21 protein-coding genes are annotated in these 25,588 nt (G+C 65.3%); 15 read left to right on the top strand and 6 right to left on the bottom strand.

The genetic code is table 11. The annotated features are described in order from the left end of the window. Window positions 1–103: 103 nt before the first annotated feature. The 4 genes from BLQ58_RS20420 to ppc all read right to left on the bottom strand — a co-directional run bounded on the left by BLQ58_RS20420 (window position 104) and on the right by ppc (window position 7,333). Complete coding sequence (locus BLQ58_RS20420; RefSeq protein WP_092601599.1) at window positions 104–1,834, bottom strand: TRAP transporter large permease; 1,731 nt, start codon at window positions 1,832–1,834, stop codon at window positions 104–106. Continuing rightward, window positions 1,834–2,376, bottom strand: coding sequence for a TRAP transporter small permease subunit (locus BLQ58_RS20415; protein ID WP_092601597.1), 543 nt, complete (start codon window positions 2,374–2,376; stop codon window positions 1,834–1,836). The genes BLQ58_RS20420 and BLQ58_RS20415 overlap by 1 nt, the downstream gene beginning before the upstream one ends. Before the next feature lie 301 nt (window positions 2,377–2,677). Then, on the bottom strand, window positions 2,678–4,087 hold the full coding sequence (gene argH / locus BLQ58_RS20410; RefSeq protein ID WP_092601595.1) for an argininosuccinate lyase: 1,410 nt from the start codon (window positions 4,085–4,087) through the stop codon (window positions 2,678–2,680). A gap of 222 nt (window positions 4,088–4,309) precedes the next feature. Beyond that, complete coding sequence (ppc, locus tag BLQ58_RS20405; RefSeq protein WP_092601593.1) at window positions 4,310–7,333, bottom strand: phosphoenolpyruvate carboxylase; 3,024 nt, start codon at window positions 7,331–7,333, stop codon at window positions 4,310–4,312. A 152-nt stretch (window positions 7,334–7,485) separates the two neighbouring features. Here ppc and hemC point away from each other — a divergent pair, with 152 nt between their 5' ends. From hemC to BLQ58_RS20390, 3 genes are read left to right on the top strand one after another with little or no spacing between them, the layout of a single operon-like run. Beyond that, window positions 7,486–8,481, top strand: a complete 996-nt coding sequence (gene hemC / locus BLQ58_RS20400; RefSeq protein WP_092601591.1) for a hydroxymethylbilane synthase — start codon at window positions 7,486–7,488, stop codon at window positions 8,479–8,481. A gap of 10 nt (window positions 8,482–8,491) precedes the next feature. Next, window positions 8,492–10,600 (top strand): fused uroporphyrinogen-III synthase HemD/membrane protein HemX, encoded by a 2,109-nt coding sequence (hemDX, locus tag BLQ58_RS20395; protein ID WP_092601589.1) that lies wholly within the window; start codon window positions 8,492–8,494, stop codon window positions 10,598–10,600. A 4-nt stretch (window positions 10,601–10,604) separates the two neighbouring features. Then, entirely contained in the window at window positions 10,605–11,795 is a 1,191-nt protein-coding gene (locus BLQ58_RS20390; protein ID WP_092601587.1) for a heme biosynthesis protein HemY, read from the top strand. Window positions 11,796–11,872: 77 nt separating this feature from the next. On the opposite strand, the gene BLQ58_RS20385 is transcribed toward BLQ58_RS20390, so the two are convergent. Then, window positions 11,873–13,423, bottom strand: coding sequence for a cryptochrome/photolyase family protein (locus BLQ58_RS20385; RefSeq protein WP_092601585.1), 1,551 nt, complete (start codon window positions 13,421–13,423; stop codon window positions 11,873–11,875). A gap of 64 nt (window positions 13,424–13,487) precedes the next feature. Here BLQ58_RS20385 and BLQ58_RS20380 point away from each other — a divergent pair, with 64 nt between their 5' ends. The 7 genes from BLQ58_RS20380 (at window position 13,488) to BLQ58_RS20350 (ending at window position 19,051) form a co-directional block, all read left to right on the top strand. Then, complete coding sequence (locus tag BLQ58_RS20380; protein WP_092601583.1) at window positions 13,488–14,204, top strand: pseudouridine synthase; 717 nt, start codon at window positions 13,488–13,490, stop codon at window positions 14,202–14,204. 85 nt (window positions 14,205–14,289) lie between these two features. Beyond that, the gene (locus BLQ58_RS20375) at window positions 14,290–14,862 is read left to right on the top strand and encodes a YqgE/AlgH family protein (protein WP_092601787.1); all 573 of its coding nucleotides are present in this window, start codon (window positions 14,290–14,292) and stop codon (window positions 14,860–14,862) included. After that, window positions 14,855–15,292 carry a Holliday junction resolvase RuvX gene (gene ruvX, locus BLQ58_RS20370; RefSeq protein ID WP_092601581.1) on the top strand — a complete coding sequence of 146 codons (438 nt, stop codon included), beginning with the start codon at window positions 14,855–14,857 and terminating at the stop codon, window positions 15,290–15,292. Before BLQ58_RS20375 ends, ruvX begins: the two co-directional genes overlap by 8 nt. After that, a complete protein-coding gene (gene pyrR, locus BLQ58_RS20365) occupies window positions 15,289–15,813 on the top strand; it encodes a bifunctional pyr operon transcriptional regulator/uracil phosphoribosyltransferase PyrR (protein WP_092601579.1) in 525 nt (174 codons plus the stop codon). The genes ruvX and pyrR overlap by 4 nt, the downstream gene beginning before the upstream one ends. 91 nt (window positions 15,814–15,904) lie before the next feature. Beyond that, complete coding sequence (locus BLQ58_RS20360; protein WP_092601577.1) at window positions 15,905–16,876, top strand: aspartate carbamoyltransferase catalytic subunit; 972 nt, start codon at window positions 15,905–15,907, stop codon at window positions 16,874–16,876. 41 nt (window positions 16,877–16,917) lie between these two features. After that, a complete protein-coding gene (locus tag BLQ58_RS20355; RefSeq protein WP_092601575.1) occupies window positions 16,918–18,192 on the top strand; it encodes a dihydroorotase in 1,275 nt (424 codons plus the stop codon). Between the two features lie 43 nt (window positions 18,193–18,235). Further along, on the top strand, window positions 18,236–19,051 hold the full coding sequence (locus BLQ58_RS20350; RefSeq protein WP_092601785.1) for a lysophospholipid acyltransferase family protein: 816 nt from the start codon (window positions 18,236–18,238) through the stop codon (window positions 19,049–19,051). Window positions 19,052–19,088: 37 nt separating this feature from the next. On the opposite strand, the gene BLQ58_RS20345 is transcribed toward BLQ58_RS20350, so the two are convergent. Continuing rightward, the gene (locus BLQ58_RS20345) at window positions 19,089–19,937 is read right to left on the bottom strand and encodes a symmetrical bis(5'-nucleosyl)-tetraphosphatase (protein ID WP_092601573.1); all 849 of its coding nucleotides are present in this window, start codon (window positions 19,935–19,937) and stop codon (window positions 19,089–19,091) included. A gap of 257 nt (window positions 19,938–20,194) precedes the next feature. Here BLQ58_RS20345 and rfbB point away from each other — a divergent pair, with 257 nt between their 5' ends. The 5 genes from rfbB to BLQ58_RS20320 all read left to right on the top strand — a co-directional run bounded on the left by rfbB (window position 20,195) and on the right by BLQ58_RS20320 (window position 25,552). Continuing rightward, on the top strand, window positions 20,195–21,259 hold the full coding sequence (gene rfbB, locus BLQ58_RS20340) for a dTDP-glucose 4,6-dehydratase (RefSeq protein ID WP_092601571.1): 1,065 nt from the start codon (window positions 20,195–20,197) through the stop codon (window positions 21,257–21,259). After that, entirely contained in the window at window positions 21,249–22,160 is a 912-nt protein-coding gene (gene rfbD / locus BLQ58_RS20335) for a dTDP-4-dehydrorhamnose reductase (protein WP_092601569.1), read from the top strand. Before rfbB ends, rfbD begins: the two co-directional genes overlap by 11 nt. A 117-nt stretch (window positions 22,161–22,277) precedes the next feature. After that, window positions 22,278–23,372 (top strand): MraY family glycosyltransferase, encoded by a 1,095-nt coding sequence (locus BLQ58_RS20330; RefSeq protein WP_092601567.1) that lies wholly within the window; start codon window positions 22,278–22,280, stop codon window positions 23,370–23,372. 7 nt (window positions 23,373–23,379) lie between these two features. Continuing rightward, on the top strand, window positions 23,380–24,249 hold the full coding sequence (locus tag BLQ58_RS20325; RefSeq protein WP_092601565.1) for a GumC domain-containing protein: 870 nt from the start codon (window positions 23,380–23,382) through the stop codon (window positions 24,247–24,249). A 148-nt stretch (window positions 24,250–24,397) separates the two neighbouring features. Continuing rightward, on the top strand, window positions 24,398–25,552 hold the full coding sequence (locus tag BLQ58_RS20320; protein WP_092601563.1) for a glycosyltransferase: 1,155 nt from the start codon (window positions 24,398–24,400) through the stop codon (window positions 25,550–25,552). Window positions 25,553–25,588: the final 36 nt, after the last annotated feature.

Here is a 25,588-nt window from a genome sequence, read left to right as displayed (position 1 = left end):
ACGAAAAACCCCCGTGCCGCGAGGCCGGGGGTTTTTTGTTTTGCCGTGGTCGGGATGGAGCAGCCTTGCCCGGCGCATCCTTATCCGACCATGCTTCCCGCCATTACTTGCCCTTCTCGAACTGGAATTGCGGTGCGGCGGGTTCGCTTTCGCTGCTGCTGCCCGGCAGCTCCAGCGTGCCCGGTGTCGATGCCGGCCCGCCTGGTTTGCTCTCGCTTTCCTGCCCGCCTAGCGGAATACTGACTTCGGCGGAATTACTATGTTTGAGCGATCCCTTGTCGAGCAGCCCGGTCACCATGCCCGGCCAGAACATCACCAGCAGCACCATGATCAGTTGCAGGCCGACCCAGGGCAGCGCGCCCCAGTAGATGTCCGAGCTTTTGACTTCCTTCGGCGCGATGCCGCGCAGGTAGAACAGCGCGAAACCGAACGGCGGGTGCATGAACGACGTCTGCATGTTCACGCATAGCATCACGCCGAACCAGACCAGCGCGGCGGTGGCGGCGGCCTCGGGGTTGCCGCCCATCGAATCGGCCACCACCGGCGCCAGGACCTTGACCGCCACCGGGGCCAGCATCGGCACCACGATGAACGCGATCTCGAAGAAGTCCAGGAAAAACGCCAGGAAGAAGATGAACAGGTTGACCACGATCAGGAAGCCGATCCAGCCGCCTGGCAGCGAGGTGAACAGGTGCTCCACCCATGCCCCGCCGTCCACGCCCTGGAACACCACCGAGAAGCAGGTGGAACCGATCAGGATGAACACCACCATCGCCGTAATGCGGGCGGTGGACTGGTAGGCCTCGACGATCAGCAGGCGCAGTTCGGTCAGCTGTCCGGCGCGGATCAGCAGCCAGAGCACCACCAGGTACGCCACGGCAAGCGGAATCCGGAACACATGCGAGCCGAACGCGAACACGCCCACCGCCGCCGCCACCAGCGTGGCGCCAATGCCGATGCGGTAGATGTTGCGGTCGATCCGGTTGAAGCCCTTGGCACGGATCACGGCCAGCACCAGCGCGCCGACGGCGCCCATCGCGCCCGATTCGGTCGGCGTGGCGATACCCAGCATGATCGTGCCCAGTACCAGGAAGATCAGCACCGCGCAGGGGATGATGCCGCGCAGGCACTTGCCCCACAGCGCCCAGCCGCGCAGCGTGCGGGCCTCGGGCGGCACCGGCGGCAGCCAGTCGGGCTTGATGCGGGTCAAAACGAAGGTATAGAGCGCGAACAGCGCAATCTGCACGACCGACGGACCCCAGGCGCCCAGGTACATGCTGCCCACGTCGGCGCTGCCCAGCGGCGTCTTGAGCTGGTCGGCCAGTACCACCAGCACCAGCGACGGCGGCACCAGCTGCGTGATCGTGCCCGATGCGGCCAGCACGCCGGTGGCGTACTTCATGTTGTAGCGGTAGCGCATCATCACGGGCAGCGAGATCATCGCCATGGCGATCACCTGCGCGGCCACCGTGCCGGTGATCGCGCCCAGGATGAAGCCGACGATGATCACCGAGTAGCCCAGCCCGCCCCGCACCGGGCCGAACAGCTGGCCCATCGAGTCGAGCATGTCCTCCGCGAGCCCGCATTTCTCAAGGATCGCGCCCATGAAGGTGAAGAACGGAATCGCCAGCAGCAGTTCATTGGCCAGCACGCTGCCGAACACGCGGCTGGGCACGGCCTGCAGGAACTGCAGCGGGAAGTAGCCCCATTCGATGGCCAGGAAGCCGAAGGCCAGGCCCACCGCCGAGAGCGAGAATGCGACCGGGAACCCGATCAGCATGAATACCACCAGGCCGCCAAACATCAGCGGCGGCATATATTCCAATGGAATCATTATTGCACCGGCCTTTCGTATTTCGATTCGATGCGCACCAGGCCCTTCAGGGCGGCAAAGCGCTTGATCAGTTCGGAAATCCCCTGCAACGTGAGCAGGGCAAAGCCGATGGGCACCACGAGCTTGATCGGATAACGGGGCAGGCCGCCCGAGTTGCCCGACTGTTCGAGAATGCGCCACGAAGGCAGGAACAGCGATTCCCACGACAACCACGTGAACAGGATCGTCGACGGCAGCAGGAACACGATGATGCCGAAGATGTCGATCCAGTGCTGCGCGCGTTCGGACACGTTGCCGTAGATCAGGTCCACGCGCACGTGCTCGTTGCGCTGGAACGTGTACGACGCGCCGAACATCACGGCAATGGCGAACATGTACCACTGCAGTTCCAGCGGCCAGTTGTCGCTAAGGTTGAAGCCGTAACGAAGCAGGGCGTTCCCTGCGCTGATCAGGCACGACAGCAGGATCATGATGTTTGCAAGCCTGCCCGTGTGCTGATTCAACCTGTCGATCTGTCGTGACAGACCAAGCAAGTAGTTCATGGGTTGTCTCCCCCGGTTTTATGCGCCGATTAGTGTATCTGTAACAATTTATGTGGGCGCTAGGGGATTGTCCTAGAAGGTTTGGCAAACACGATGGTTGCTCCCCGCTCCCACCGGTGGGAGCGGGGCCGGGGGACAGGGTTTTAGCGGTTCAAACTGCGACATGGCAGCAAGCAGAGCCGCTGGCCCACTCCCCCGCCCCGCTCCCGCTTGCGGGAGGGGGGAGAGCACCCATGGCCAAACAAAAAGCCGCTGGCCAATTGGCACAGCGGCTTTTTTGCCACGAAGACTTACGCGAAACTTACAGCGCCTTGCGTGCGGCGGCGATGGCGGCGCGGACCTGGTCCGGCGCGGTGCCGCCAATATGGTTGCGCGATGCGACCGAGCCTTCCAGCGTCAGTACGGCATGCACGTCGTCGCCGATCAGCGAAGCCTTGTCGCCCAGGCCGGACACCTGGCGCAATTCCTCGACCGTCAGGTCGGCCAGGTCGCAGCGGCGGTCGTCGCAGGCGCGCACGGCGTGGGCCACGGCCTCGTGGGCGTCGCGGAACGGCAGGCCGCGCTTGACCAGGTAATCGGCCAGATCGGTGGCGGTGGCGTAGCCCTGCAGCGCGGCGGCGCGCATGTTGTCGGGCTTGACGCTGATGCCCGGCACCATGTCGGCGAAGATTCGCAGCGTGTCAACGACGGTGTCCACCGTGTCGAACAGCGGTTCCTTGTCTTCCTGGTTGTCCTTGTTGTACGCCAGCGGCTGGCCCTTCATCAGCACCAGCAGGCCGTTGAGGTGGCCGTAGACGCGGCCGGTCTTGCCGCGCGCCAGCTCGGGCACGTCGGGGTTCTTCTTCTGCGGCATGATCGAGCTGCCCGTGCAGAAGCGGTCGGCGATGTCGATGAAACCGACGCGCGGGCTCATCCAGATCACCAGTTCCTCGCTGAAACGCGAGATATGGGTCATGACCAGCGACGCGGCGGCCAGGAATTCGATGGCGAAATCACGATCCGACACGGCGTCCAGCGAATTGCGGCACACGCCGTCGAAGCCCAGCTGCTGCGCCACGAATTCGCGGTCGATCGGGTAGCTCGTGCCGGCCAGCGCGGCGGCGCCCAGCGGCAGGCGGTTGACGCGGCGGCGGCAGTCGGCCATGCGCTCGGCGTCGCGCGTGAACATTTCCACGTAGGCCATCAGGTGGTGGCCGAACGTCACCGGCTGCGCCACCTGCAGGTGGGTGAAGCCCGGCAGGATGGTGTCGGCGTTCTTTTCGGCCAGGTCCAGCAGCGCACCGCGCAGGTCGCCCAGCAGGCCGATGATGTTGTCGATCTCGCTGCGCAGCCACAGGCGGATGTCGGTGGCCACCTGGTCGTTCCGCGAACGGCCCGTGTGCAGGCGCTTGCCGGCATCGCCGACCAGCGCGGTCAGGCGCGCTTCGATATTGAGGTGGACGTCTTCCAGGTCGAGCTTCCACCCGAACGCACCGGACTCGATCTCGCCCCGGATCTGCGTCATGCCGCGCTCGATCTCGGCGCGGTCGGCGTCGGCGATGATGCCCTGCTTCGCCAGCATGGCCGCATGTGCCAGCGAGCCCTGGATATCGAACAGCGCCAGGCGCTTGTCGAAGAAGACCGACGCGGTGTAACGCTTCACCAGGTCGGACATCGGTTCGGAGAAGCGGGCGGACCAGGCTTCGCCTTTCTTGGCAAGTTGGGAGGTCATGTCAGGGGCAGGGCGGAAAATCGGAAACGGCGATTATATCGCCTGGGAGGGGGACAAATGCTGGCGGTTGGCTCTCCTCTCCCCGGGCGCGGGAGAGGGGCTGGGGGAGAGGGCAGGCCGCTCAGGATGCGACGGGCGCAGTTTGAACCGCCGCGCCCTCTCCCCCGACCCCTCTCCCGCGAGCGGGAGACGGGAGAAAACCAGCGAAAAGATCACACGGCGTCAACCGCTATTGCGCAGCCCGGCCGCCACGCCGTTGATCGTCAAGTGGATCCCGCGCCGCACGCGCACGTCGTCGGCATCCTTGCCGGCCCGGTAACGCTTGAGCAGTTCCACCTGCAGGTGGTTCAGCGGGTCCAGGTAGGCGAAGCGGTTCTTGATCGACCGGGCGAGCAGCGGATTCTCGGCTAGGCGCTCCGCGCGGCCCGTGATCAGCGACAGCATGTCGCAGGTCAGGTGCCACTCGGCGCTGATGCGCGAGAACACGGTCTTGCGCAGTGCCGGGTCGTCGCACAGCGCCGCATAGCGCGAGGCCACGGCCAGGTCGGTCTTGGCCAGCACCATGTCCATGTTCGACAGCAGCGTGCGGAAGAACGGCCAGGTCTTGACCATGCGCTTGAGCGTGGCCACGCAGGCCTTGCGGGACTTTTCGTCCGGCGCCGCGTCGAGCATCGCCTTGACCGCGCTGCCGAAGCCGTACCAGCCCGGCAGCAGCAGGCGGCACTGGCCCCACGAAAAGCCCCACGGAATGGCCCGCAGATCCTCGATCCTGCGGTGCTTCTTGTCCATCAGCTTGCGCGAGGCCGGCCGCGAACCCAGGTTCAGGTCGGCAATCTCGGTGATCGGCGTGGTGGCGAAGAAGTAATCCTTGAAGCCCGGTGTCTCATAGACCAGGTGCCGGTACGCGCGGAACGCGTGGTCCGACAGCTGCTGCATGATGCCCTCGAACGTGGCCAGCCCGGCCGGTGCGTTCTGCGTGGGCAGCAGCGACGCCTCCAGCGTGGCCGCGATCACCGTTTCCAGGTTGCGCCGGCCGATTTCCGGATTGGCGAACTTGCTGTTGATGATTTCGCCCTGCTCGGTCAGGCGGATCTGGCCGTTCACGGTGCCCGGCGGCTGCGACAGGATGGCCTCGTAGGTGGGGCCGCCGCCCCGGCCCACGGTGCCGCCGCGGCCGTGGAACAGGCGCAGCGTCACCCGGCGCTCTTCGAACAGCTTCACCAGCGCCAGTTCGGCCTTGTACAACTCCCAGTTCGACGTCAGGAAGCCGCCGTCCTTGTTCGAGTCCGAATAGCCGAGCATCACTTCCTGCTCGACGCCATGGTGCCGGATCACCGAATCGAAGCCCGGCAGGTCCAGCAGCGACTGCATGATGCCGGCCGCGTTGCGCAGATCCTCGATGGTCTCGAACAGCGGAATGACCATCAGCTCCATGCGGGCCGGGTCGGTCTTGCTGCCCAGCGTGCCACGCAGCATGCCCGTTTCCTTCTGCAGCAGCATGACTTCCACCAGATCGGACAGCGTCTCGGTGTGCGAAATGATGTAGTTGCGCGCCACGCGGTTGCCGTAGCGGGCCCGCAGGTCGCGCGCCATGGCGAAAATGGCCAGCTCCTTGCGGGTCTGCTCGGAATAGTCGTGCCAGGGCAGCATCAGCAGGCGGGGCTGGCGCAGTTCGGCCAGCAGCAGTTCCTGCTTGCGCTCCTCGGACAGCCCCGCGTAGTTGGCCTCGATGCCGGCGGCCTTGAACAGCTCGGCCACCACGGCTTCATGCACGTCGGACACCTGGCGCATGTCCACCGATGCCAGATGGAAGCCGAAGATGGCGATGGCGCGCACCAGCGAATCGATGCGGCCACGGGCCAGGGCGCCGCCGTGGTGCGAGCGCAGCGAATCAAGCACGACCTGCACGTCGGCGGCAAACGCCTCGGCGTTGTCGTACGGTGCCACGTCGGCCACCGGGTGGCGCTGGGCCACATGGCCGGTCAGACGTTCCGTGGTGGCGGCCAGGCGGGCGTAGATGCCGATCAGCGCGCGGCGGTACGGCTCGTCGGCACGGTGCTCGGAATGGTCGGGCGAAGCCTCGGCCAGCGCCAGCAGTTCGGGGCTGGCGTCGACCATCAGCGACGATAGCGGCAGCTCGGCGCCCAGCGCGTGGACTTCATCGAGATACCACAGCATGATCAGCGTGGACTGCTGCTGCGCGGCATGCTGCAGCGTTTCGGCCGTCACATTCGGATTGCCGTCGCGGTCGCCGCCGATCCACGAACCCATCTGCAGGAACGGCGCCAGCGGGGCGGGCGCGACGCCGGCCTTGCCGCGGCGCGGGAAGACCTCGGCGATGTCCTCTTCCATTTCCGCCATCAGGCGCGGAATGCCCTGCAGGAACGTGGTGCGGTAATAGGAGAGGGCGTTTTCGATCTCGTCTACCACCATCAGCCGGGTGTTGCGCAGCATCCGGGTCTGCCACAGCGTGGTCACGCGGGCGCGCAGCTGCGCCGTGTTGTGGTCGCGCTCGCGCGCCGTCATCGGCAGGTCGCGCTCGGCCAGCAGGCGGGCGATCTCGCGCTCGGCGTCGAGGATCGACTTGCGCTGCACCTCGGTCGGGTGCGCCGTCAGCACCGGCATGATCAGCGCCCCGTCCAGGAAGTCGCGCACCTGCTTGCCGGTGACGCCGGCGGCGTCGATGGCCTGAAGCGCACGGGCCATGCTGCCTGGCTGCGGCGGCGATCCGGCCAGCGCATGCACGCGGCGGCGGCGGTTGTGGTGCTGGTCCTCGGCGATATTGGCCAGGTGCGAGAAATAGCTGAAGGCGCGCACCACGGAATTGGTCTGGTCGCGCGACAGCCGTTTCAGCAGGCGGTCCAGCTCGGCGCCGGCGGCGCGGTCGTTCTCGCGGCGGAAGCGCACGGCGGTCTGGCGAATGGTCTCGACCAGGTCGAAGGCGGCATCGCCTTCCTGCTCGCGCACGCATTCGCCCAGCAGGCGGCCCAGGAATCGGATGTCCTCGCGCAGCGGCAGGTCCTTGTCCGCGGTGCGGCGGGCCGGGGCGACGGTATTGCCTTCCGGCGTCACCACAGACAGCGTTGGCTTGCCCGATGCCCTGGCATTGCGGGCGGGGGATTTCTTCGGGCCCGGGGTAGTGCCCGGGGCAGTGCCTTTCGCGTCATGCTGGCCTGAGGCTGGCGTAACTGATTTGCGGCCGATGGAACGGACACGACCGGTGGGGCGCGCAGCAGGCTGCGTCATTGACTTATCTCCTCGTCTCACTGCATGGCTTATATGTATCGAACCCCATACACCTGGCAGGGGATTCGACCGGCATCAATCGCGTGCCGGAAAGTCACTTCTGGTCTGGCAATCTGGCGGTTTTGCGAGGGGGTGCGTGCTAACATGCGCGCATGCAAGCACCTGCCCAACCGTCGTCTCCGTCCGCTGCAGCGTCACGCAGCATGCCACACAAGCTCGTCATCGCGTCGCGCGAAAGCCGGCTGGCGATGTGGCAGGCTGAACACGTGCGTGCTGCGTTGCAACAATACTATCCCCAGTGCGATGTGTCCATTCTCGGCATGACGACAAGGGGTGATCAAATTCTCGATAAGACCTTGTCCAAGGTAGGCGGCAAGGGCCTGTTCGTGAAGGAGCTTGAAGTGGCCATGGCCGAGGGTCGCGCCGACCTGGCCGTGCATTCGCTCAAGGATGTACCGATGGAGCTGCCCGAAGGGTTTGCGCTGACGGCCGTCATGGAACGAGAAGATCCGCGCGACGCGCTGGTTTCCGCGCAATTCGCCTCGCTCGACGACATGCCGGCGGGCACCGTGGTGGGGACATCCAGCCTGCGCCGCGAGGCAGCGCTGCGCAGCCGCTATCCGCAGCTGGTGATCAAGCCGCTGCGCGGCAATCTCGACACGCGTCTGGGCAAGCTCGACCGTGGCGAATATGGCGCGATCATTCTGGCCGCAGCCGGCCTGAAGCGCCTGGGCCTAGGCGACCGCATCCGCGCGCTGATCGAGCCCGACAGCTCGCTGCCGGCCGCAGGGCAGGGTGCGCTGGGGATCGAGATCCGCTCGGACCGCCCCGAACTGGCCGAATGGCTGGCGCCGCTCAACCATGTGCCGACGCTGCTGGCGGTGTCGGCGGAACGTGCCGTATCGCGCCGCCTGGGCGGGTCGTGCCAGGTCCCGCTGGCCGCCCACGCGCGCTGGCACGGCGCCACGCTGCAGCTCGACGCCTTCGTCGCGCTGCCCGATGGCACCCGCAGCGTGCGCGCCCATGCCACGGCGCCCGTGGAATCGGTGCAGACAGCCGAGCAACTGGGCGCCGCCGTGGCGGGCGACCTGCTGGGTCAGGGCGCCGACGCCGTACTGGCTGCACTGTCGACCGCCGGCCCCGCCTGAGGAACGCCCGATGCCTCGCCCGACCGTCGTAGTCACGCGACCCGCCGGGCAGTCCCGGCAACTGACCGAGGCCTTGCATGCCGCCGGTCTCGATGTGCTCGGATTCCCGCTGCTGGCCATCGGCCCGGCCGCCGACGACACACCGCTGCGCGCGGCGCTGGCGCGCCTGGCCGACTATGCGCTGGTGGTGTTCGTCAGCCCGAACGCGGTGTCGTTCGCGCTGGACGCGCTGGCGCAGGTGCAGAATACCGCCGGCCCGGCGCAATGGCCATCGGACGTTCCCGTGGCCGTGGTCGGCCCATCCAGTGTGGCGGCGCTGGCCGAGCGCGGCATCGCCCCGCCGACCCATCGCGTGATTGCCCCCGCTGGCGCGCAGGGCGAGGCCGATGCTCCCGCCGATGCGCCCCGTTTCGACTCCGAAGCCCTCTGGACCGAACTCGACACCACGCCGGGCGCGTTCGCGGGCCGCAGCGTGCTGATCATCCGCGGCAACGGCGGCCGCGACTGGCTGGGCGACCGCCTGCGCGAAGCTGGCGCTACGGTGGATGGCGTGGAGGCCTACAGCCGCACGCTGCCCGAGCCGACCGGCATGCAGTGGCAGGCCGTGCGCGACAGCCTCAAGCCCGACGCGCCGCCGTATGCCTGGCTGCTGACCAGTTCGGAAGCCGTCCGCAACCTCGATGCGCTGGCGCGCCTGCACCTGTCGCCCCAGCAACACGAACGCCTGAAGCAGATGCAGTGCATTGCGCCGCATGCGAGAATTGCGGCGCAGGCCCAGGCGCTGGGTTTTGCGCACGTGATGCCCGCCGCGCCCGGCGATGCCGGCCTGCTGGCCGCATGTACGCAATGGGGCAATGCCCACGCGGGCCCTGCGGCGCCCGAGCCAGTGGTGCCGGCGCCTGTCCCGGTAGAGCCGCCGGTGCCGGTCGCACCGGTGCCCGCGCCCGCACCGGCAGCCACAGAATCAACAGGGTCCACAGGACCCACGACAACGAAGGTCGAACGCGTGACGCCAGAGACTACGTCCCCCTCGTCTAGCCAGGCCGCACCATCCGGTGGTGCCGGCACGTCTTTTACTACGCATGCGCCCGCTGGGCACGCCGGTGCCCGTCGTGGCATGGCCGCCTGGTGGGTGGTCGCCGTCGTCCTGGTCCTGGCCATCGCTGGCGGCTTCTTCTGGCTGCAGATGCGCGTGGAACACCTGACCCAGGAACTTGCACGGCGCCAGCAGAGCAACGATGCGCTGGTGCAGGAAACGCGCGTGCTGTCGAAGAACGCCCAGGACACGGTCAAGGAGTTGCAGGCCAAGGTCGGCGCGCTCGATGGTCAGGTGGTGGAAGCCCGCGACAAGCAGGCCGCGCTGGAGCAGGTCTACCAGGACCTGATGCGTAACCGCGATGACTGGGAAATCGCCGAAATCCAGCAATTGCTGACCAATGCCGGACAGCAGCTCCAGTTGACGGGCAATGTTCAGGTGGCGCTGTCGGCGCTGCAGAGTGCTGACGCGCGTCTGGCACGCGCCGACAAGCCGCAGTACAACCAGCTGCGCCGCGCCATCGCCCGCGACATCGCGCGCATGAAGGCGGTGCCCGATACGGACCTGACCGGCGCGGCCATCAAGCTGGACGAATCGATCAACCAGATCGACGCGCTGCCGCTGCTGTCCGGGGAACGCATGCTCGACCGCGTGCCGGGCGAGAACGAGAAGCCGGCCAGGACCGATGCCAAGGGCGCCGCGTCGGCCCCTGCCGCCACGGGCAATTTCCTGACCCGCTCGTGGGACTACGTGCTGTCCGAACTGGGCCAGGTAATCCGTGTGCGCAAGGTGGACGACACCAACGCGCTGCTGCTGTCCGGCGACCAGGGCTGGTTCCTGCGCGAGAACGTGAAGCTGCGGCTGCTCAACGCACGGCTGGCGCTGCTGTCGCGCAACGAACCGGTCTTCCGCAACGACCTGGCCGCCGCGCAGGCCATGATCGGCCGCTATTTCGATACCCGCTCGCGCCGCGTGCAGGGCGTGCTGACGCTGCTCAAGCAGTCGCAGGCCAGCGCGGTGAGCGTGTCGCTGCCGACCATGGCCGAAAGCCTTGGCGCGCTGCGCGCCCTGAAGAAGGAGTAGCCGCATGCGACTGCTTTTCTGGGTGGCCGTCCTGTTCGGCGGCGCGGTGGGGCTGGCGCTGTTCACGCAGTTCAATCACAGCAACGTGGTGCTGTTCTATCCGCCGTACCGCGTGGAGATGTCGCTGAACCTGACGCTGGCACTGCTGCTGCTGGTGTTCTTCGTGGTGTGGACCGTCATGTCGACGATGCGGCATCTGTCCGAAATGCCGCGCCGGGCCGCCGCGTACCGGGAGCGCAGCCGCATGAGCAAGGCCCAGGCCGCGCTGCGCGAGTCCATCGAAAACCTGTTCGCCGGTCGCTTTGCCCGCGCCGAGCGCGCGGCCAAGGAAGCGCAGACGTGGCCCGAGCAGGCGCAGACCGCCGCACTGGTGGGCGCGCGCGCCGCGCACCGGATGCAGGAATCGGAACGTCGCGACGCATGGATGTCGCAGGTGACCGATCCGGAGCGCGAACAGGCCCGTCTGGTGTCGATGGCCGAACTGCTGGTCGATGCCCGCGATCCCGAGGGCGCGCTGGAAACCATCGCCCTGCTGCAGGAAAAAGGCGGGCGCCAGATTCACGTGCAACGGATCGCGCTGCGTGCGCACCAGCATCTGAAGAACTGGACCGAGGTGCTGCGCCTGGCCCGGTCGCTGGAAAAGCGCAACGCGCTGCACCCGGTGCTGGCGCTGCGCCTCAAGCAGATGGCCGTGGAAGCGATGCTCGAGGAACGCCGCCATGACGCGGAGTCGCTCTACCACTTCTGGCGCTCGCTGTCGCCCGACGAGCGGCACGCGGTGCGCATCGCCGAACAGGCCGCACGCTATTTCTCGGCGCTGAACCGCCAGAACGAGGCGCGCCGGATCGTCGAGGAAGCCCTGAAGGTCAACTGGGACAGCCGGCTTGTGCAGCGTTACGCCGATTGCGCCGAGCCAGGCAAGGCGCTGCCGCAGATCCAGCAGGCCGAAAAGTGGCTGGTCGACCATCCGAACGATGCCGACCTGTACTACACGCTGGGCGTGCTCTGCCTGGGCGAGCAGTTGTGGGGCAAGGCGCAGTCGAGCTTCGAACGCGCGCTGCGGTATGCCGACCGCGACGCGCAGCAGCGCATCTGCGTGCGCGCGCATCTGGCGCTGGCGCGCCTGTTCGAGGAAACCGACCGTCCCGAGGAGGCCCAGAAGCACTATCGGGAAAGTGCCATGCTGGCGGCCTGAACGTCTCAGCGTAATTCGGGCGCGGCCTGATCGTCTCAGCGTAATTCGGGCGGGGTGCAACGCTCCGCCCGGCGGATTCAATCCGCAGCTTTTGCCTTCGACCCCTTCACCGCCCCATACCGCTCCAGCGCCTCCATCCGTGCCACCTTGTGCTGGACGATGGGCTCGGGATAGTTCTCCCCGAGTTTCACCCCCGCGGCAACCAGCACATCGTCCGGCGCCGTCCATGGCGCATGGATGTACTTGTCCGGCAGCTTTGCCAGCACCGGCAGGTATTTGCGGATGAAGCGCCCCTGCGGGTCGAATTTCTCCGACTGGGTGACCGGGTTGAAGATGCGGAAGTAGGGCTGCGCGTCGCAGCCGGTGGACGCCGCCCACTGCCAGCCGCCGTTGTTCGCCGAGAAATCGAAATCGTTGAGCTGATCGGCGAAGTATTGCTCGCCACGGCGCCAGTCCACGCCCAGGTCCTTGACCAGAAAGCTGGCCGTGACCATGCGCAGCCGGTTATGCATGTAGCCGCTCTGGCGGATCTGCAACATGGCGGCGTCCACCAGCGGGTAGCCGGTGCGGGCCTGGCACCAGGCCTCGAAATACTGGTTCCCGGTATGAAGGTCGACCCAGCGGATCGCATCGTATTCAGGGTGGTACGACTTGCCCTCGGCCAGACGCGGGTGGTGGTGCAGGATCATGAAATAGAAATCCCGCCAGATCAGTTCGGACAGCCAGATGGCGGCGCCGGCAGCGGCAGCGCCGCCCTGTTGCACGACTTCGTGCGCGGTACGCGCCAGCGCGCGAATAGAAATCGTGCCAAAACGCAGATGCACCGACAGGTAGCTTGGGCCGCGCAGCGCCGGGAAGTCGCGGCGCTGGCCGTAATCGCCCATGCGGGTTTGGAATTCGTGGAATAGCGCCTGGGCGCCATCCATGCCCGTGGGCATCTCGATGTCCTGGAGGTTGCTGGGCGCAAAGCCCAGCGACTCAAGCGTGGGCAGAGCCTTCCGGTGCACGGCCGGCACCGGGGCCAGCGCCTTGCGGTATGTGTCGACCGGATAGGGGCGCAGGTCGAACGGCCGAAGCGCCTTGAGCCACGCGTTCTTGTACGGCGTGAATACGCTGAACGGCTGGTCCTGGCCGGTCAGGATCTCGCTGGCCTCGAAGATTACCTGGTCCTTGAACGTGAGCAGTTCGCGCCCATCCGCCGCCAGCGCACGGCGCACGGTGGCGTCGCGGTCCTTGGCGCTGGGCTCGTAGTCGTGGTTCGCGAACACCGCCCCGGCATCGAGTTCCGCCGTCAGGCGCGGGATGGCATTGCGCGCCGAATCGTCGAGCACAATCAGACCGCCGCCGGCATCGGTCAGCGCCTGCCGCAGCGGATCCAGCGATTTCAGGATGAATTCGATGCGCCGGTCGGCTTTGAGCCCGCGTTCGCGCAACGGATCGAGGATTTCGCGGTCGAACACGAACACGCACCATACCTGTTGGCAGTGCTTGAGGGCATAATGCAGCGCCGCGTGGTCGTCCATGCGCAGGTCGCGCCGGAACCAGACCAGGCCGCGCGCGAATTGCCGGTCAATCCGGTAAGGCAGACGTTCGCCCGGTGCGGGCGCAGGGGAAGGTGATCTCGACATCGCCGTAACCTAACATAGCCTCCAGAGACTTCCCTACCATTTACAAGCAGTTTCCAGATCACTCATGGCCATTACACTCGACCGCATCCTGCAATCCCAAGGCTTCGGCACCCGCCGCTATTGTGGCGACCTGGTGGAGGCCGGGCTGGTTGAGGTCAACGGCGTGCTGTGTGAAGACCCGGGTGCACGCTTCGAGGTTGACGGCCTGCGCCTGACCGTCGACGGCGAGGAATGGCTGGCCTGCACCAAGGCCTTCCTGATGCTGAACAAGCCGGCCGGCTACGAATGCTCGCAGCGGCCGCGCCATCATCCCAGCGTATTCAACCTGCTGCCCGTGCCGCTGCGCCAGCGCGAGGTGCAGGCGGTGGGTCGGCTCGACCACGACACCACGGGCCTGCTGCTCCTGACTGACGACGGCCAGTTCATCCACGCCCAGACGTCGCCGAAGAAGCAGGTGCCCAAGGTGTACGAGGTGACCACGTTCGATCCAGTGACGCCCGAGCAGGTGGAAGCCTTGCGCGCCGGCGTGCAACTGGACGATGAACCGGCCCCGATTGCCGCGCATGCCTGCGAGGCCACCGGCGAACGCAGCCTGCGGCTGTCGCTGCTGCAGGGCAAGTATCACCAGGTCAAGCGGATGGTGGCAGCCACCGGCAACCATGTGACGGCCCTGCATCGCAGCGCCATCGGCGGGCTGCGGCTGGACCCGGCGCTGGCGCTGGGCGAATGGCGCTGGCTGACGCCAGAGGACATGGTGGCGCTGAAGTCGGCGGGGGACTGAGGCGCGCTGGGCGGGCGTCGTAAAGTGCGCTTGCGGGCAGAAGTTTTCCGCAGCAGCCGGGGTGCGATTTGGTAGAATGCAAGCCATGGCGACGCCCGAAGCTTCTATCAATCTCACCAATCAGTTCCTGATTGCCATGCCTGGCATGGCCGATCCGACGTTTTCGGGTTCCGTTGTCTACCTTTGCGAGCATAACGAGCGTGGCGCGCTTGGCCTGGTGATCAACCGGCCGATCGACATCGACATGGCCACGCTATTCGACAAGATCGATCTCAAGCTCGAAATCCAGCCTGTTGCCCACCAGCCGGTCTACTTCGGCGGCCCGGTGCAGACCGAGCGCGGCTTTGTGCTGCATGACCCGGTCGGCATCTATGTGTCGTCGCTGGCGGTGCCCGGCGGGCTGGAAATGACCACATCCAAGGACGTGCTCGAAGCCGTGGCCAACGGCAGCGGCCCGCACCGGTTCCTGCTGACGCTCGGTTACGCGGGCTGGGGCGCCGGGCAGCTCGAGGAAGAACTGAGCCGCAACGGCTGGCTGACCGTCCAGGCCGATCCCGAAATCATTTTCAGCGTGCCGCCCGAAGAACGCTTCGCGGCAGCCGTGCGCCTGCTTGGCATCGACGTGACGATGCTGTCGGGCGAAGCCGGGCATGCCTGAGCAGGCGGGGCGCGAGACGCCCCGCGACGGCACGGTGCTCGCGTTCGACTATGGCGAGAAAAAAATCGGCGTGGCGCTTGGGAATTTCATCACCCGGCAGGCCCGCGCGCTCACCATACTCCCGAATGTGACGGTCGAGGCCCGCTTCGACGCGGTTGGCGCGCTGATCCAGGAATGGTCGCCGGTGCGGCTGGTGGTCGGCATGCCCGTCAACCCCGAAGCCGGACCCGATGACGCGGAACAGGCGTCGATGCGGCTTGCGCGCCGCTTTGGCAACCAATTGACCGGGCGGTTCAACCTGCCCGTGGACTGGGTGGACGAACGCTATTCGTCGCGCGCCGCCTCGATGGCCGGGGCAAAGCGCGGCGCGCTGGACGCCGAGGCCGCCCGGATCATCCTGCAACAGTATTTCGACGAAATCCCGCTATGACTCAGACCTCTACCCCCGACGCCGAGGCGCTATATCACGCGCTGCGCGACCAGGCCCAGGCCCTGATGCCGTCCAGCGACCGCGCGCGCTGGTCCGTGGCGGGCATCCACTCCGGTGGCGCCTGGATAGCCGAACGGTTGGCGGCGGACCTGAAGCTGGGCGAGCACGGCGTGATCAACGTGGCCTTCCACCGCGACGACTACGCAAAGAAGGGGCTGCACAGCCAGGCCCAGCCGACCACGCTGCCGTTTTCCGTGGAAGATCGCAATGTCCTGCTGATCGATGATGTGCTGGCCACCGGCCGCACGATCCGCGCCGCCGTCAACGAGCTGTTCGACTATGGCCGGCCCGCGCGCGTGGCGCTGGCCGTGCTGGCGGACCGTGGCGGCCGCGAACTGCCGTTCGCCGCCGACTATGCCGCGGCCACCGTCGAGCTGCCCCAGGACAAGACGCTGGTGTTGTCGCGCCAGGGCGAAGGCGCCGCGACGCGCTTTGCCTTCGCCACCGAAGCGCGCACCTGAGTGTCAACCCGAGACGCCATCAGAACGTCAAGCACCGAAGCCGTATCCAGACCGAACCCGCCAGACCGAACCCGCGCCCGACCCACCTGCCATGACCAAGATGTTCCGCAACCCGCAGCTCACCCGGAACGGAGAGCTCAAGCACCTGTTGTCGATCGAGGGGCTGTCGCGTGACATGATCACGCACATCCTCGACACCGCCAGCCAGTTCGTTTCGCTGTCCGACTCCGACCGCGACGTGAAGAAGGTGCCGCTGCTGCGCGGCAAGAGCGTGTTCAACCTGTTCTTCGAGAACTCCACGCGTACACGCACCACGTTCGAGATCGCCGCCAAGCGCCTGTCGGCGGACGTGCTGAACCTCAATATCAATGCGTCGTCGACCAGCAAGGGCGAGTCGCTGCTGGACACCATCAACAACCTGTCGGCGATGTCGGCCGACATGTTCGTGGTGCGCCATGCCAGCTCGGGTGCGCCGTACCTGATCGCCGAACACGTGGCGCCGCACGTCCACGTGATCAACGCCGGCGACGGCCGCCACGCGCACCCGACGCAGGGCCTGCTGGACATGTACACGATCCGGCATTTCAAGAAGGACTTCACGAACCTGACGGTAGCCATCGTCGGCGACATCCTGCACTCGCGCGTGGCCCGTTCCGACATCCACGCGCTGACCACACTGGGCGTGCCCGAAGTGCGCGCGATCGGCCCCCGCACGCTGTTGCCGTCCGGGCTGGAGCAGATGGGCGTACGCGTCTTCCACAACATGGAAGAGGGCCTGAAGGGCGTGGACGTGGTGATCATGCTACGTCTGCAGAACGAGCGGATGAGCGGCGCGCTGCTGCCGTCGGCGCAGGAATACTTCAAGGCCTATGGCCTGACGCCGGAGCGCCTGGCGCTGGCCAAGCCCGATGCCATCGTGATGCACCCGGGCCCGATGAACCGCGGCGTGGAGATCGACTCCGCCGTGGCCGATGGCCCGCAGTCGGTGATCCTGAACCAGGTGACCTTTGGGATCGCCGTCCGGATGGCAGTCATGGGCATCGTAGCCGGCAACAACGATTGAGCAGCACCTTGGATATAACGAACCGCACATCGCAAGAAGACATGAAGATCCGCATCCAGGGTGGCCGCCTGATCGATCCGGCCGCGAACGTCGACGCCGAACAGGACCTGTATATCGCCGCCGGCAAGATTGTCGCCGTGGGCCAGGCGCCTGCCGATTTCAACGCCAACAAGACCATTGATGCCCGTGGCCTGATCGTGTGCCCGGGCCTGGTGGACCTGTCCGCGCGCCTGCGTGAGCCGGGCTACGAATACAAGGCGACGCTCGAATCCGAGGTGGCCGCAGCCACCGCCGGCGGCGTGACGAGCCTGGTGTGCCCGCCCGACACCGATCCCGTGCTCGACGAGCCCGGCCTGGTCGAGATGCTCAAGTTCCGTGCGCGCCGGCTGAACCAGACCCACGTCTATCCGCTGGGCGCGCTGACGGTGGGCCTGAAGGGCCGGGCGCTGACCGAGATGGGCCAGCTGACGGAGGCCGGCTGCGTCGGCTTCAGCCAGGCCGAGATGCCGATCGAGGACACCAAGGTGCTGCAGCGCGCGATGCAATACGCGCAGACGTTCGGCTTCACACTGTGGCTGCGCCCGGAGGATCCGTTCCTGGGCGGCGGCGTGGCGGCCAGCGGCGCGGTGGCGTCGCGGCTGGGCCTGTCCGGCGTGTCGGTGATCGCCGAAACGGTGCGCCTGCATACGATCTTCGAACTGATGCGTGCCACGGGCGCGCGCGTTCACCTGTGCCGCCTGTCTTCGGCGGCCGGGCTGGAACTGGTGCGCCAGGCCCGCAAGGAAGGCTTGGCGGTCACGTGCGACGTGAACATCCACCATGTGTCGCTGACCGACATGGACATCGGCTTCTTCAACAGCCAGATGCGCTTCACGCCGCCGCTGAGGAGCGGGCGCGACCGCGACGCTATCGTGGCGGCGCTGGCCGATGGCACCATCGATGCGTTGTGTTCGGACCACACTCCCGTGGACGACGACGAGAAGCTGCTGCCGTTCGCCGAAGCTACCCCGGGCGCCACCGGCCTGGAACTGCTGCTGCCGCTGACGCTGCGCTGGGCCGCCGAGCACAACGTGCCGCTGGTCAAGGCGCTGGCCCGCATCACCAGCGAACCGGCCCGCGTGATCGGCCTGCACGCCGGATCGCTGACCGCAGGCAATGCCGCGGACATCTGCATCTTCGATCCGAAGCAGATGTGGAAAGTGGAGCGTTCGGCACTGAAGAGCCAGGGCAAGAATTCGCCATGGCTCGGCTACGAGATGGAAGGGCGCGTGCGCATGACCCTGGTCGACGGCCAGGTCGTGTACGAGCAGCGTTGACCGGCGGCTTGCCGATCGCCTGAAAGGCTACCGGGGTTTGAAGATGATCTGGTTACGCAAGCTGCGGCTGGGATTACACCTGTTGCGCGGGATGCTGGTCTGCGCAACGGTCTTCCCGTGGGCGAGCGCTCACCTGCGCGAGCGGCTGATCCGGGACTGGTCGCGCAAACTGCTTGCTATCTGCGGCATCCAGGTGGAAGTCGAGGGCATGGCCCCCGGCGAAGCGGCACCGCGCGGCGCCATGCTGGTGTCGAACCATATCTCGTGGCTGGACATCTACGTTATCCACAGCTGGCAGCCGGTGCGCTTCGTCGCCAAATCGGAAATCCGCAGCTGGCCGCTGATCGGCTGGCTTTGTGACAAGACCGGGACGATCTTCATCGAACGTGCCAGCAAACGTGACGCACACCGCGTACTGCACCACGTCGCGGACGTGATGCGGCAGGGCGATCTCGTCTGTGTGTTCCCCGAAGGCACGACCACCGATGGCAGCAAGGTGCTGCCGTTCCACGCCAACCTGATGCAGGCCCCGCTGGTGGGCGGCCTGCCCGTGCAGCCGGTGGGCCTGAGCTACCTGGACGCAGCCACCGGCCAGCCGACGCTGGCACCGGCGTATATCGACGACATCTCGCTAGTCGAATGCCTGAACGCCGTCCTGAAGTCGCCGCCGATCAAGGTGCGGCTGACGCTCGGGCCGCAATTGCTGGCCGAGTCGGCGAGCCGGCGGGAATTGGCGGAGGCGGCGCGGGAGGTGGTGGTGCACCTGCTGGATGGGGTGCCCGACGCGGCACTGAATGTAGCTAAAAAGCTACATCAAGCCCCGGTGCCGGTAGTCCAGCCTGCGACTGCCACGTCCTGAGCCTCTGGTCGTCCCCGCTCCCGCGGGATTCGCAATTTCAGGCGAACGGATCAGAATACTGGGGGCAATCCACCTGGATGACGGTTCGCGCGTCCGGGTCGCGCGCCAGCCTGGCAGCGGTTAGCTCCCCTCCCCAGACACAGCCGGTATCGAGAGCCATCAGGTCGGGGCGCATCACCAGACCTAGCGTCGACCAGTGTCCGCATACCACGGTGGTGTCAGCGGTGCGTCGTCCCGGGACGTCGAACCATGGCATGACGCCCGCGGGCGCCTTGCCGAGACCTTCCTTGGTCTTGAGGTCCATGACGCCGTCGGCGGAGCAGAAGCGCAGGCGGGTCAGGGCGTTGACGATTACCCGATGACGCTCGATGCCGCGCAGGCTGTCATCCCAGCGATCCGCCGCATTGCCGAAGATATCCGCCAGGAAGCCTTGCCAGTTCGGGCCCTGCAGTTCGGCTTCGACTTCCTGCGCAAGGTCGATGACTTGCTGGGCTGTCCATTGGGGGAGGACGCCGGCGTGGACGATGAGGAAGCCGTTTTCGGCGATAGCCAGCGGCTGATGGCGAAGCCATGTGAGTAAGTCAGCACAATCAGGCGCCTTGAGGATGTCGTCGAGCGTGTCTGACTTGCCCTTCTTGCGGACGCCGGCGGCTACCGCGAGCAGGTGGATGTCGTGGTTGCCGAGGACTGTTTGCGCCCGGTAGCCCATGGCCTTGACGATGCGCAGCGTCTCCCGCGAGGCGGGGCCGCGGTTGACAAGGTCGCCGACGAAGCGAAGGGGGGCGTTCGCCGGCAATTGTGCGAGCAATTCGTGAAGGGAAGGGGCGCAACCCTGGAGGTCGCCGATGGCGAAGGCGCAGTCAGACGCAGTTGGATTCACATGCATTGAAAATTGCCGCAATTATCAGAAAGGGCGAAAAAGTGCCAAATCAGGCATTCTCATGTCGCCACATAATCGATTTGGCGATTCGTTACAACACGCTACAAAAAGTTGGGTACCGCCCCAAGGATGAGGGGCAGGGTCAGTTAGAATAGCGCCACTTCCACATGGACTTAAAAAAGCCGCTATCCCCCACTGGATCAGGCGGCCCCCCCGACTATTGTCGGGTACTCGGAATATATCGATAAGCAGGGAGCAAAAGTTTGTCGCACATTCTTGTCACAGGCGGGGCCGGGTTCATCGGGGCAAATTTTGTCCTGGATTGGCTTGCCCAGCCGGGTGCCGACAGCATTGTCAACGTCGACAAGCTGACGTACGCCGGAAATCTGAAGACGCTGGCCCCGTTGGACGGCGACAGGCGTCACGTCTTCTCGCAGACCGACATTTGCGATCGTGCCGCGCTGGACAGTTTGCTCGCCCAATACAAGCCGCGTGCGGTTGTGCATTTCGCAGCGGAAAGCCATGTTGATCGGTCAATTCATGGGCCGGCAGAGTTTATCCAGACCAATATCGTCGGCACGTTCACGTTGCTGGAGGCGGTGCGCGCATATTGGGGCACTCTCGACGAGAGCGCAAAGGCCGCTTTCCGCTTCCTGCACGTTTCCACGGACGAGGTGTTCGGATCGCTGGGACCCAATGACCCGCAGTTTTCCGAAACCACTGCCTACGCGCCGAACAGCCCTTACTCGGCATCGAAAGCGGCCTCGGATCATCTCGTGCGTGCCTATCACCACACCTACGGCTTGCCGGTGGTGACGACCAACTGCTCGAACAACTACGGCCCGTATCACTTCCCGGAGAAGTTGATCCCGCTGATGATCACCAATGCACTGACGGGCAAGGCGTTGCCGGTCTATGGTGATGGCCAGAACGTGCGCGACTGGCTCTATGTGCGCGACCATTGCAGCGCGATCCGTGAAGTGTTGGGTCGCGGTCGATTGGGCGAGACGTACAACGTAGGCGGCTGGAACGAAAAGACCAACCTCGATGTCGTGCATACGCTGTGCGATCTGCTTGACGAACTGAAGCCCAGGGCGGCAGGTTCGTATCGCAATCAGATTTCGTTTGTTAAGGACCGGCCCGGCCATGACCGCCGGTACGCCATCGACGCACGCAAACTGGAGCAGGAACTCGGCTGGAAACCGGCTGAAACGTTCGAGACTGGGCTTCGCAAGACCGTGCAGTGGTACCTCGATAACCAGGCATGGGTGCAGGACGTGGTTTCGGGGGACTACCGCAACTGGGTGGCGAAGCAATATGCAGCGTAAGCCGTTTACCGCGCCCACCATTCTTGTAACAGGAAGCAACGGTCAGGTTGGGTTCGAACTGCGCCGGAGTTTGGCGCCCCTCGGCAATGTCGTGGCGCTCGATCGCCAATCCTGTGACCTGGCCAATGCCGAAGCGTTGCGCGACTTGGTGCGACGAGTTCGTCCTCATGTGATTGTGAATCCCGCCGCCTATACGGCGGTCGACAGGGCCGAGAGCGAGCCGGACCTCGCATTCGCGATCAATGGCACGGCGGTCGGCGTGCTGGCGAGCGAAGCCGAAGCAATTGGTGGCCTGCTCATTCACTATTCGACCGACTACGTATTCGATGGGGCCAAGTCCGGCGCGTACGACGAGACGGATGCGGTAAATCCGCAATCGGTCTACGGCAAGAGCAAGCTGGCCGGCGAGCAGGCGATTGCGCAGTGCAATGCCAACGCTGTGGTGTTGCGCACGTCATGGGTTGCGGGAGCACATGGTAGTAATTTCGCCAAAACCATGCTACGCCTGGCGCAAGAGCGCGACAGCCTTCGTGTGATTGCCGACCAGTTTGGTGCGCCGACGACCGCATCTCTTATCGCCGACGTCACGGCAGTCGTGGTGCGTCAATGGCTGCAACGCGACCAGCTTAGCTTCGCCCCTGGCGTTTATCATCTGGCTGCCGCCGGGGAAACGACATGGCACGGCTACGCGGCAGAGGTTTTGCGGTACGCCAGGCAGTGTGGCGTCTCATTGCGCGTCGACCCCGACAAGGTCGAGTCCATTTCCACGTCCGAATATCCGCTGCCTGCGCCGCGACCGGCCAATTCACGACTTGACACCATACGGCTGAGAAATACGTTCGGTATTTGCCTCCCGGACTGGCGCCAAGGCATTCACTACTTGCTCGATCAGATCCTCTAGTGGGCTCGCCTCCGCTGAAGGCAGCTGGATCAGGTCCCGCGTGAGTCGGTTTGTTCCAGTTTTCGGTGGCTCCCTTGAAAGAACGAAATTGATGTGAGGCGTTAGTTTCCAGTCCGTATGATCACCATTACATTGGCGTTTCTCGTCTCGTCGTTACTCACGTTTTTCGTGGTGCGATATTCGCATTTCCATGAGCATCTCACGGCTGACTGGGATCTGGGTGGCGTGCAAAAGCACCATGCGAAGCCAGTGCCGCGTATTGGCGGACTGGGTATCGCGGTGAGCCTGGTGTTCGTTTCGCTGATTACCTGGTATCGGGCCGATGCCGTGACCGGTATCACCATGCTCAAGCTGGCGGGGTGCGCGGTATTCGCATTCGGTGCGGGATTCTGGGAAGACCTCACCAAGCGGGTGTCGCCGCGCGAGCGGCTGATTGCCACGATGGTGTCCGCCCTGGCGGCGAGCTTCGTGTTGGGCGCGAGTATTACCCGAGTCGATTTTGCGACGGTGGACCAGATCCTGGCGATCTCTTTCGTGTCGATCGCCATTACCGCCGTTGCCGTGTCGGGCCTGGCCAATGCCATCAACATTATCGACGGGTTCAACGGACTCGCGTCGATGGTGTCGATGATCATGTTCCTGTCGCTGGCTTATGTCGCGTTCCAGGTGGGCGATGCATTTGTGCTGACCGTGGCCTTTGCCATGATCGGCGCCATTTTTGGATTCTTCATCTGGAATTTTCCGGCGGGCGCGATTTTCCTCGGAGACGGCGGCGCTTATCTGATTGGCTTCGTGCTGGCCGAGCTCTCCATTCTCCTTATCGTCAGGCATCCGCAAATTTCTGCTTGGTACCCTTTCCTGATGGTGATTTACCCGATTTTCGAGACGCTGTTCAGCATTTATCGCCGCAAGGTGGTCAGGGGCGTGCCGGCGGGTCATCCGGATGGCGTGCATCTTCACACGCTGATTTACAAGCGCCTGATGCGCTGGGCCGTGGGCAGTGCGGAACAGCATCACAAGCTGCGCCGTAACTCCATGACTTCGCCATACCTCTGGCTTCTGAGCCTGTTCGCCGTGGTGCCCGCCACGCTGTTCTGGAATAACGGAGTGGTGCTGGCGATTTTCTCGGCAGTATTCATGGTTTTTTATGTGTGGATTTATTGGCGCATTGTGCGTTTTCGGGTCCCACGCTGGATGATTTTTCGGAAGTGAGGTGAGGATGTCTTCCACTAGGCCTATTGGATCGACCGACGACGAGCTGGATGCCGCGCTCGGCCGGATGACTCTGGAGTTTCTGAAGCGCGCGAAATGGTGGCTGCTGGTGGGCGCCCTGCTGGGTGCGGTTGCCGGCTTTGGCGTGACATACCTGGTCAAGCCGCAATGGCAAGGCACGGTCCTGCTCCAGATCGGGCAGATAGGTGGCGAGGAGGGTACCAACGGTGCCGCGCTGGAGCCGCCGGGCCGGGCAGTGGACCGCATGCGTTCGCGGCCATTCCTGGAAACCGTGGTACAGCGGCTGGGCATTCCGTATTCGGCGAGCCAGCCGAGCGTCGACGCCGATCTTTTCCTGAAGTCGGCCACCGTGAACCAGATGCGCAACTCGGACCTGCTGGAAGTCTCGGTGCGTGCGTATAGCAAGGAGCAGGCGGCGAAGTATGCCAAGGGCTTCGAGGACGAGCTGACGCAAGTTCACGCGGCGCTGGCCAAGCCATCGATCGCCCGGCTGAAGTCGGAACTGGGGCAGATCGATGCGTCGCTGACGGCTGAGGCCGCGCGCAGGGCCGAGTTCCAGAAGATCGTACAGGATCAATTCCGCGGCGACGTTTCGAAGCAGTTCTCGGAACGCCTACTGCTGTCCCAACTGCTGACGCAGAGCGAAGCCACCGTCCAGGCGCTGGAGCGCCGCAAGCGCGCGCTCGTGGAGCGTCTGGATCCGGCCCGCACGTTCGAAACCCGCGCACTGGGCGCGCCGGATGTGAGCCGTTTCCCGGTGTTCCCGCGCAAGTCCGCGTTTGCCGCGGTGGGCCTGTTGCTGGGGCTCGTGGCGGCACTGGTGCTGTCGCTGGTCTGGTTTTTCAAGAAGCGCTGAGGCGCCCCGCGGATCCGTGTCATCGGGGCAAGGTCCCTGGCAGATCAGCGGGATGGATAACGACGTGCCGGGTGGCAATTGCCCAGGGCAGGCAGCCCGGTCCCGATGTGATGGCTGATTGCCCACGCTGGCGCCCGCCGGAAGCAAGATGATGATGTCCAAGATTGTTCATTTTGGGAAGTACTATCCCCCCGATGCCGGCGGCATCGAAAGCGTGACGTCAAGCCTCGCGCAAGGCGCGGCGAACGCCGGCCACGATGTCTCGGTCGTGTGTTTCAAGAAATCGGCTGCTGACGAGACCAGCGTCGTGAACGGCGTGCGCATCGTTCGCCTGCCGATCGGCAAGATGGTCGCTTCGCAGCCGCTGGGACTGCGTTATCTGCTCGCATGCCTGAAGGCGGCCCGCAGCGCCGATCTGGTTCACCTGCACGTACCCAACATGCTGGGCGCGCTGGGCGCCTTGCTGATCGGGCGCAAGCCCCGGCTGCTGGTGCATTGGCACGCCGACGTAATCAACAAGGGCGTGCTGGGCAGGCTACTGCGCCCACTGGAAGTGGCTCTGCTGAAGCGCGCGGACTGCATCGTGGCAACTTCGCAGGTGTACGCCCACGCGTCGCCGCTACTGAGCCGCTTCGAGTCAAAGGTCACGGTGGTGCCGATCGGCGTGACCGACGCCCGCAAACAGGCCGGAGCGCCCAGCGAGGAGCCTGTCGCCGAAGCCACCGTACCGGCCGACCTGTCGCGCAAGCTGGCGGGCCGGAAGGTGATACTCGCCGTGGGCCGACTGGTGCCGTACAAGGGGTTCGATGTCCTGATCGAAGCCGCTGGCCGCTTGTGCGACGATGCGGTGGTCGTGATCGTGGGCGGCGGCCCCTTGCAGGCGTCTCTCGATGCGGCGATTCGCGCAGCGGGCGTGGCAGACCGTGTCATCCTGGCCGGCCGGCTTTCCGACGAAGCGCTGCACGCACTGTTTGGCGCTGCGTCGCTGTACTGCCTGCCTTCCGTGACGCGTGCCGAGGCGTTCGGCGTCGTGTTGCTGGAGGCCATGGCCTATGGCCTGCCGATCGTCGCCACGAACATTCCCGGCTCCGGCGTGCCCTGGGTCAACAAGCAGGGCGTCAGCGGCATCAACGTGCCGATCAATGACGCAGGGGCGCTGGCGGAAGCCTGCAACCGCATCCTGAACTCGGACCAGGACCGCAGACGCTTTTCGGAGGGGGCGCGCCAACGATTCATGACGGAATTCACCGAAGAGGTTTCCGTGAAGCGGATGATGGCTGCCTACGAGCGTCTGGTGGTGTAGTGCCCTGGGAGGCTAGGCGTCCGGTGCGTGAAGTCG

It is taken from the genome of Ralstonia sp. 25mfcol4.1 (assembly GCF_900104095.1).
Taxonomy (GTDB): domain Bacteria; phylum Pseudomonadota; class Gammaproteobacteria; order Burkholderiales; family Burkholderiaceae; genus Cupriavidus.
Note: the sequence above shows the minus strand (reverse complement) of the source record. Positions and strands in the feature narration are given on the sequence as shown.

Coding starts and splice junctions, on each gene's coding strand:
- BLQ58_RS20420 (WP_092601599.1), bottom strand. CDS start 1,834: ATGATTCCATTGGAATATATGCCGCCGCTGATGTTTGGCGGCCTGGTG.
- BLQ58_RS20415 (WP_092601597.1), bottom strand. CDS start 2,376: ATGAACTACTTGCTTGGTCTGTCACGACAGATCGACAGGTTGAATCAG.
- argH (WP_092601595.1), bottom strand. CDS start 4,087: ATGACCTCCCAACTTGCCAAGAAAGGCGAAGCCTGGTCCGCCCGCTTC.
- ppc (WP_092601593.1), bottom strand. CDS start 7,333: ATGACGCAGCCTGCTGCGCGCCCCACCGGTCGTGTCCGTTCCATCGGC.
- hemC (WP_092601591.1), top strand. CDS start 7,486: ATGCAAGCACCTGCCCAACCGTCGTCTCCGTCCGCTGCAGCGTCACGC.
- hemDX (WP_092601589.1), top strand. CDS start 8,492: ATGCCTCGCCCGACCGTCGTAGTCACGCGACCCGCCGGGCAGTCCCGG.
- BLQ58_RS20390 (WP_092601587.1), top strand. CDS start 10,605: ATGCGACTGCTTTTCTGGGTGGCCGTCCTGTTCGGCGGCGCGGTGGGG.
- BLQ58_RS20385 (WP_092601585.1), bottom strand. CDS start 13,423: ATGTCGAGATCACCTTCCCCTGCGCCCGCACCGGGCGAACGTCTGCCT.
- BLQ58_RS20380 (WP_092601583.1), top strand. CDS start 13,488: ATGGCCATTACACTCGACCGCATCCTGCAATCCCAAGGCTTCGGCACC.
- BLQ58_RS20375 (WP_092601787.1), top strand. CDS start 14,290: ATGGCGACGCCCGAAGCTTCTATCAATCTCACCAATCAGTTCCTGATT.
- ruvX (WP_092601581.1), top strand. CDS start 14,855: ATGCCTGAGCAGGCGGGGCGCGAGACGCCCCGCGACGGCACGGTGCTC.
- pyrR (WP_092601579.1), top strand. CDS start 15,289: ATGACTCAGACCTCTACCCCCGACGCCGAGGCGCTATATCACGCGCTG.
- BLQ58_RS20360 (WP_092601577.1), top strand. CDS start 15,905: ATGACCAAGATGTTCCGCAACCCGCAGCTCACCCGGAACGGAGAGCTC.
- BLQ58_RS20355 (WP_092601575.1), top strand. CDS start 16,918: ATGAAGATCCGCATCCAGGGTGGCCGCCTGATCGATCCGGCCGCGAAC.
- BLQ58_RS20350 (WP_092601785.1), top strand. CDS start 18,236: ATGATCTGGTTACGCAAGCTGCGGCTGGGATTACACCTGTTGCGCGGG.
- BLQ58_RS20345 (WP_092601573.1), bottom strand. CDS start 19,937: ATGCATGTGAATCCAACTGCGTCTGACTGCGCCTTCGCCATCGGCGAC.
- rfbD (WP_092601569.1), top strand. CDS start 21,249: ATGCAGCGTAAGCCGTTTACCGCGCCCACCATTCTTGTAACAGGAAGC.
- BLQ58_RS20330 (WP_092601567.1), top strand. CDS start 22,278: ATGATCACCATTACATTGGCGTTTCTCGTCTCGTCGTTACTCACGTTT.
- BLQ58_RS20325 (WP_092601565.1), top strand. CDS start 23,380: ATGTCTTCCACTAGGCCTATTGGATCGACCGACGACGAGCTGGATGCC.
- BLQ58_RS20320 (WP_092601563.1), top strand. CDS start 24,398: ATGATGATGTCCAAGATTGTTCATTTTGGGAAGTACTATCCCCCCGAT.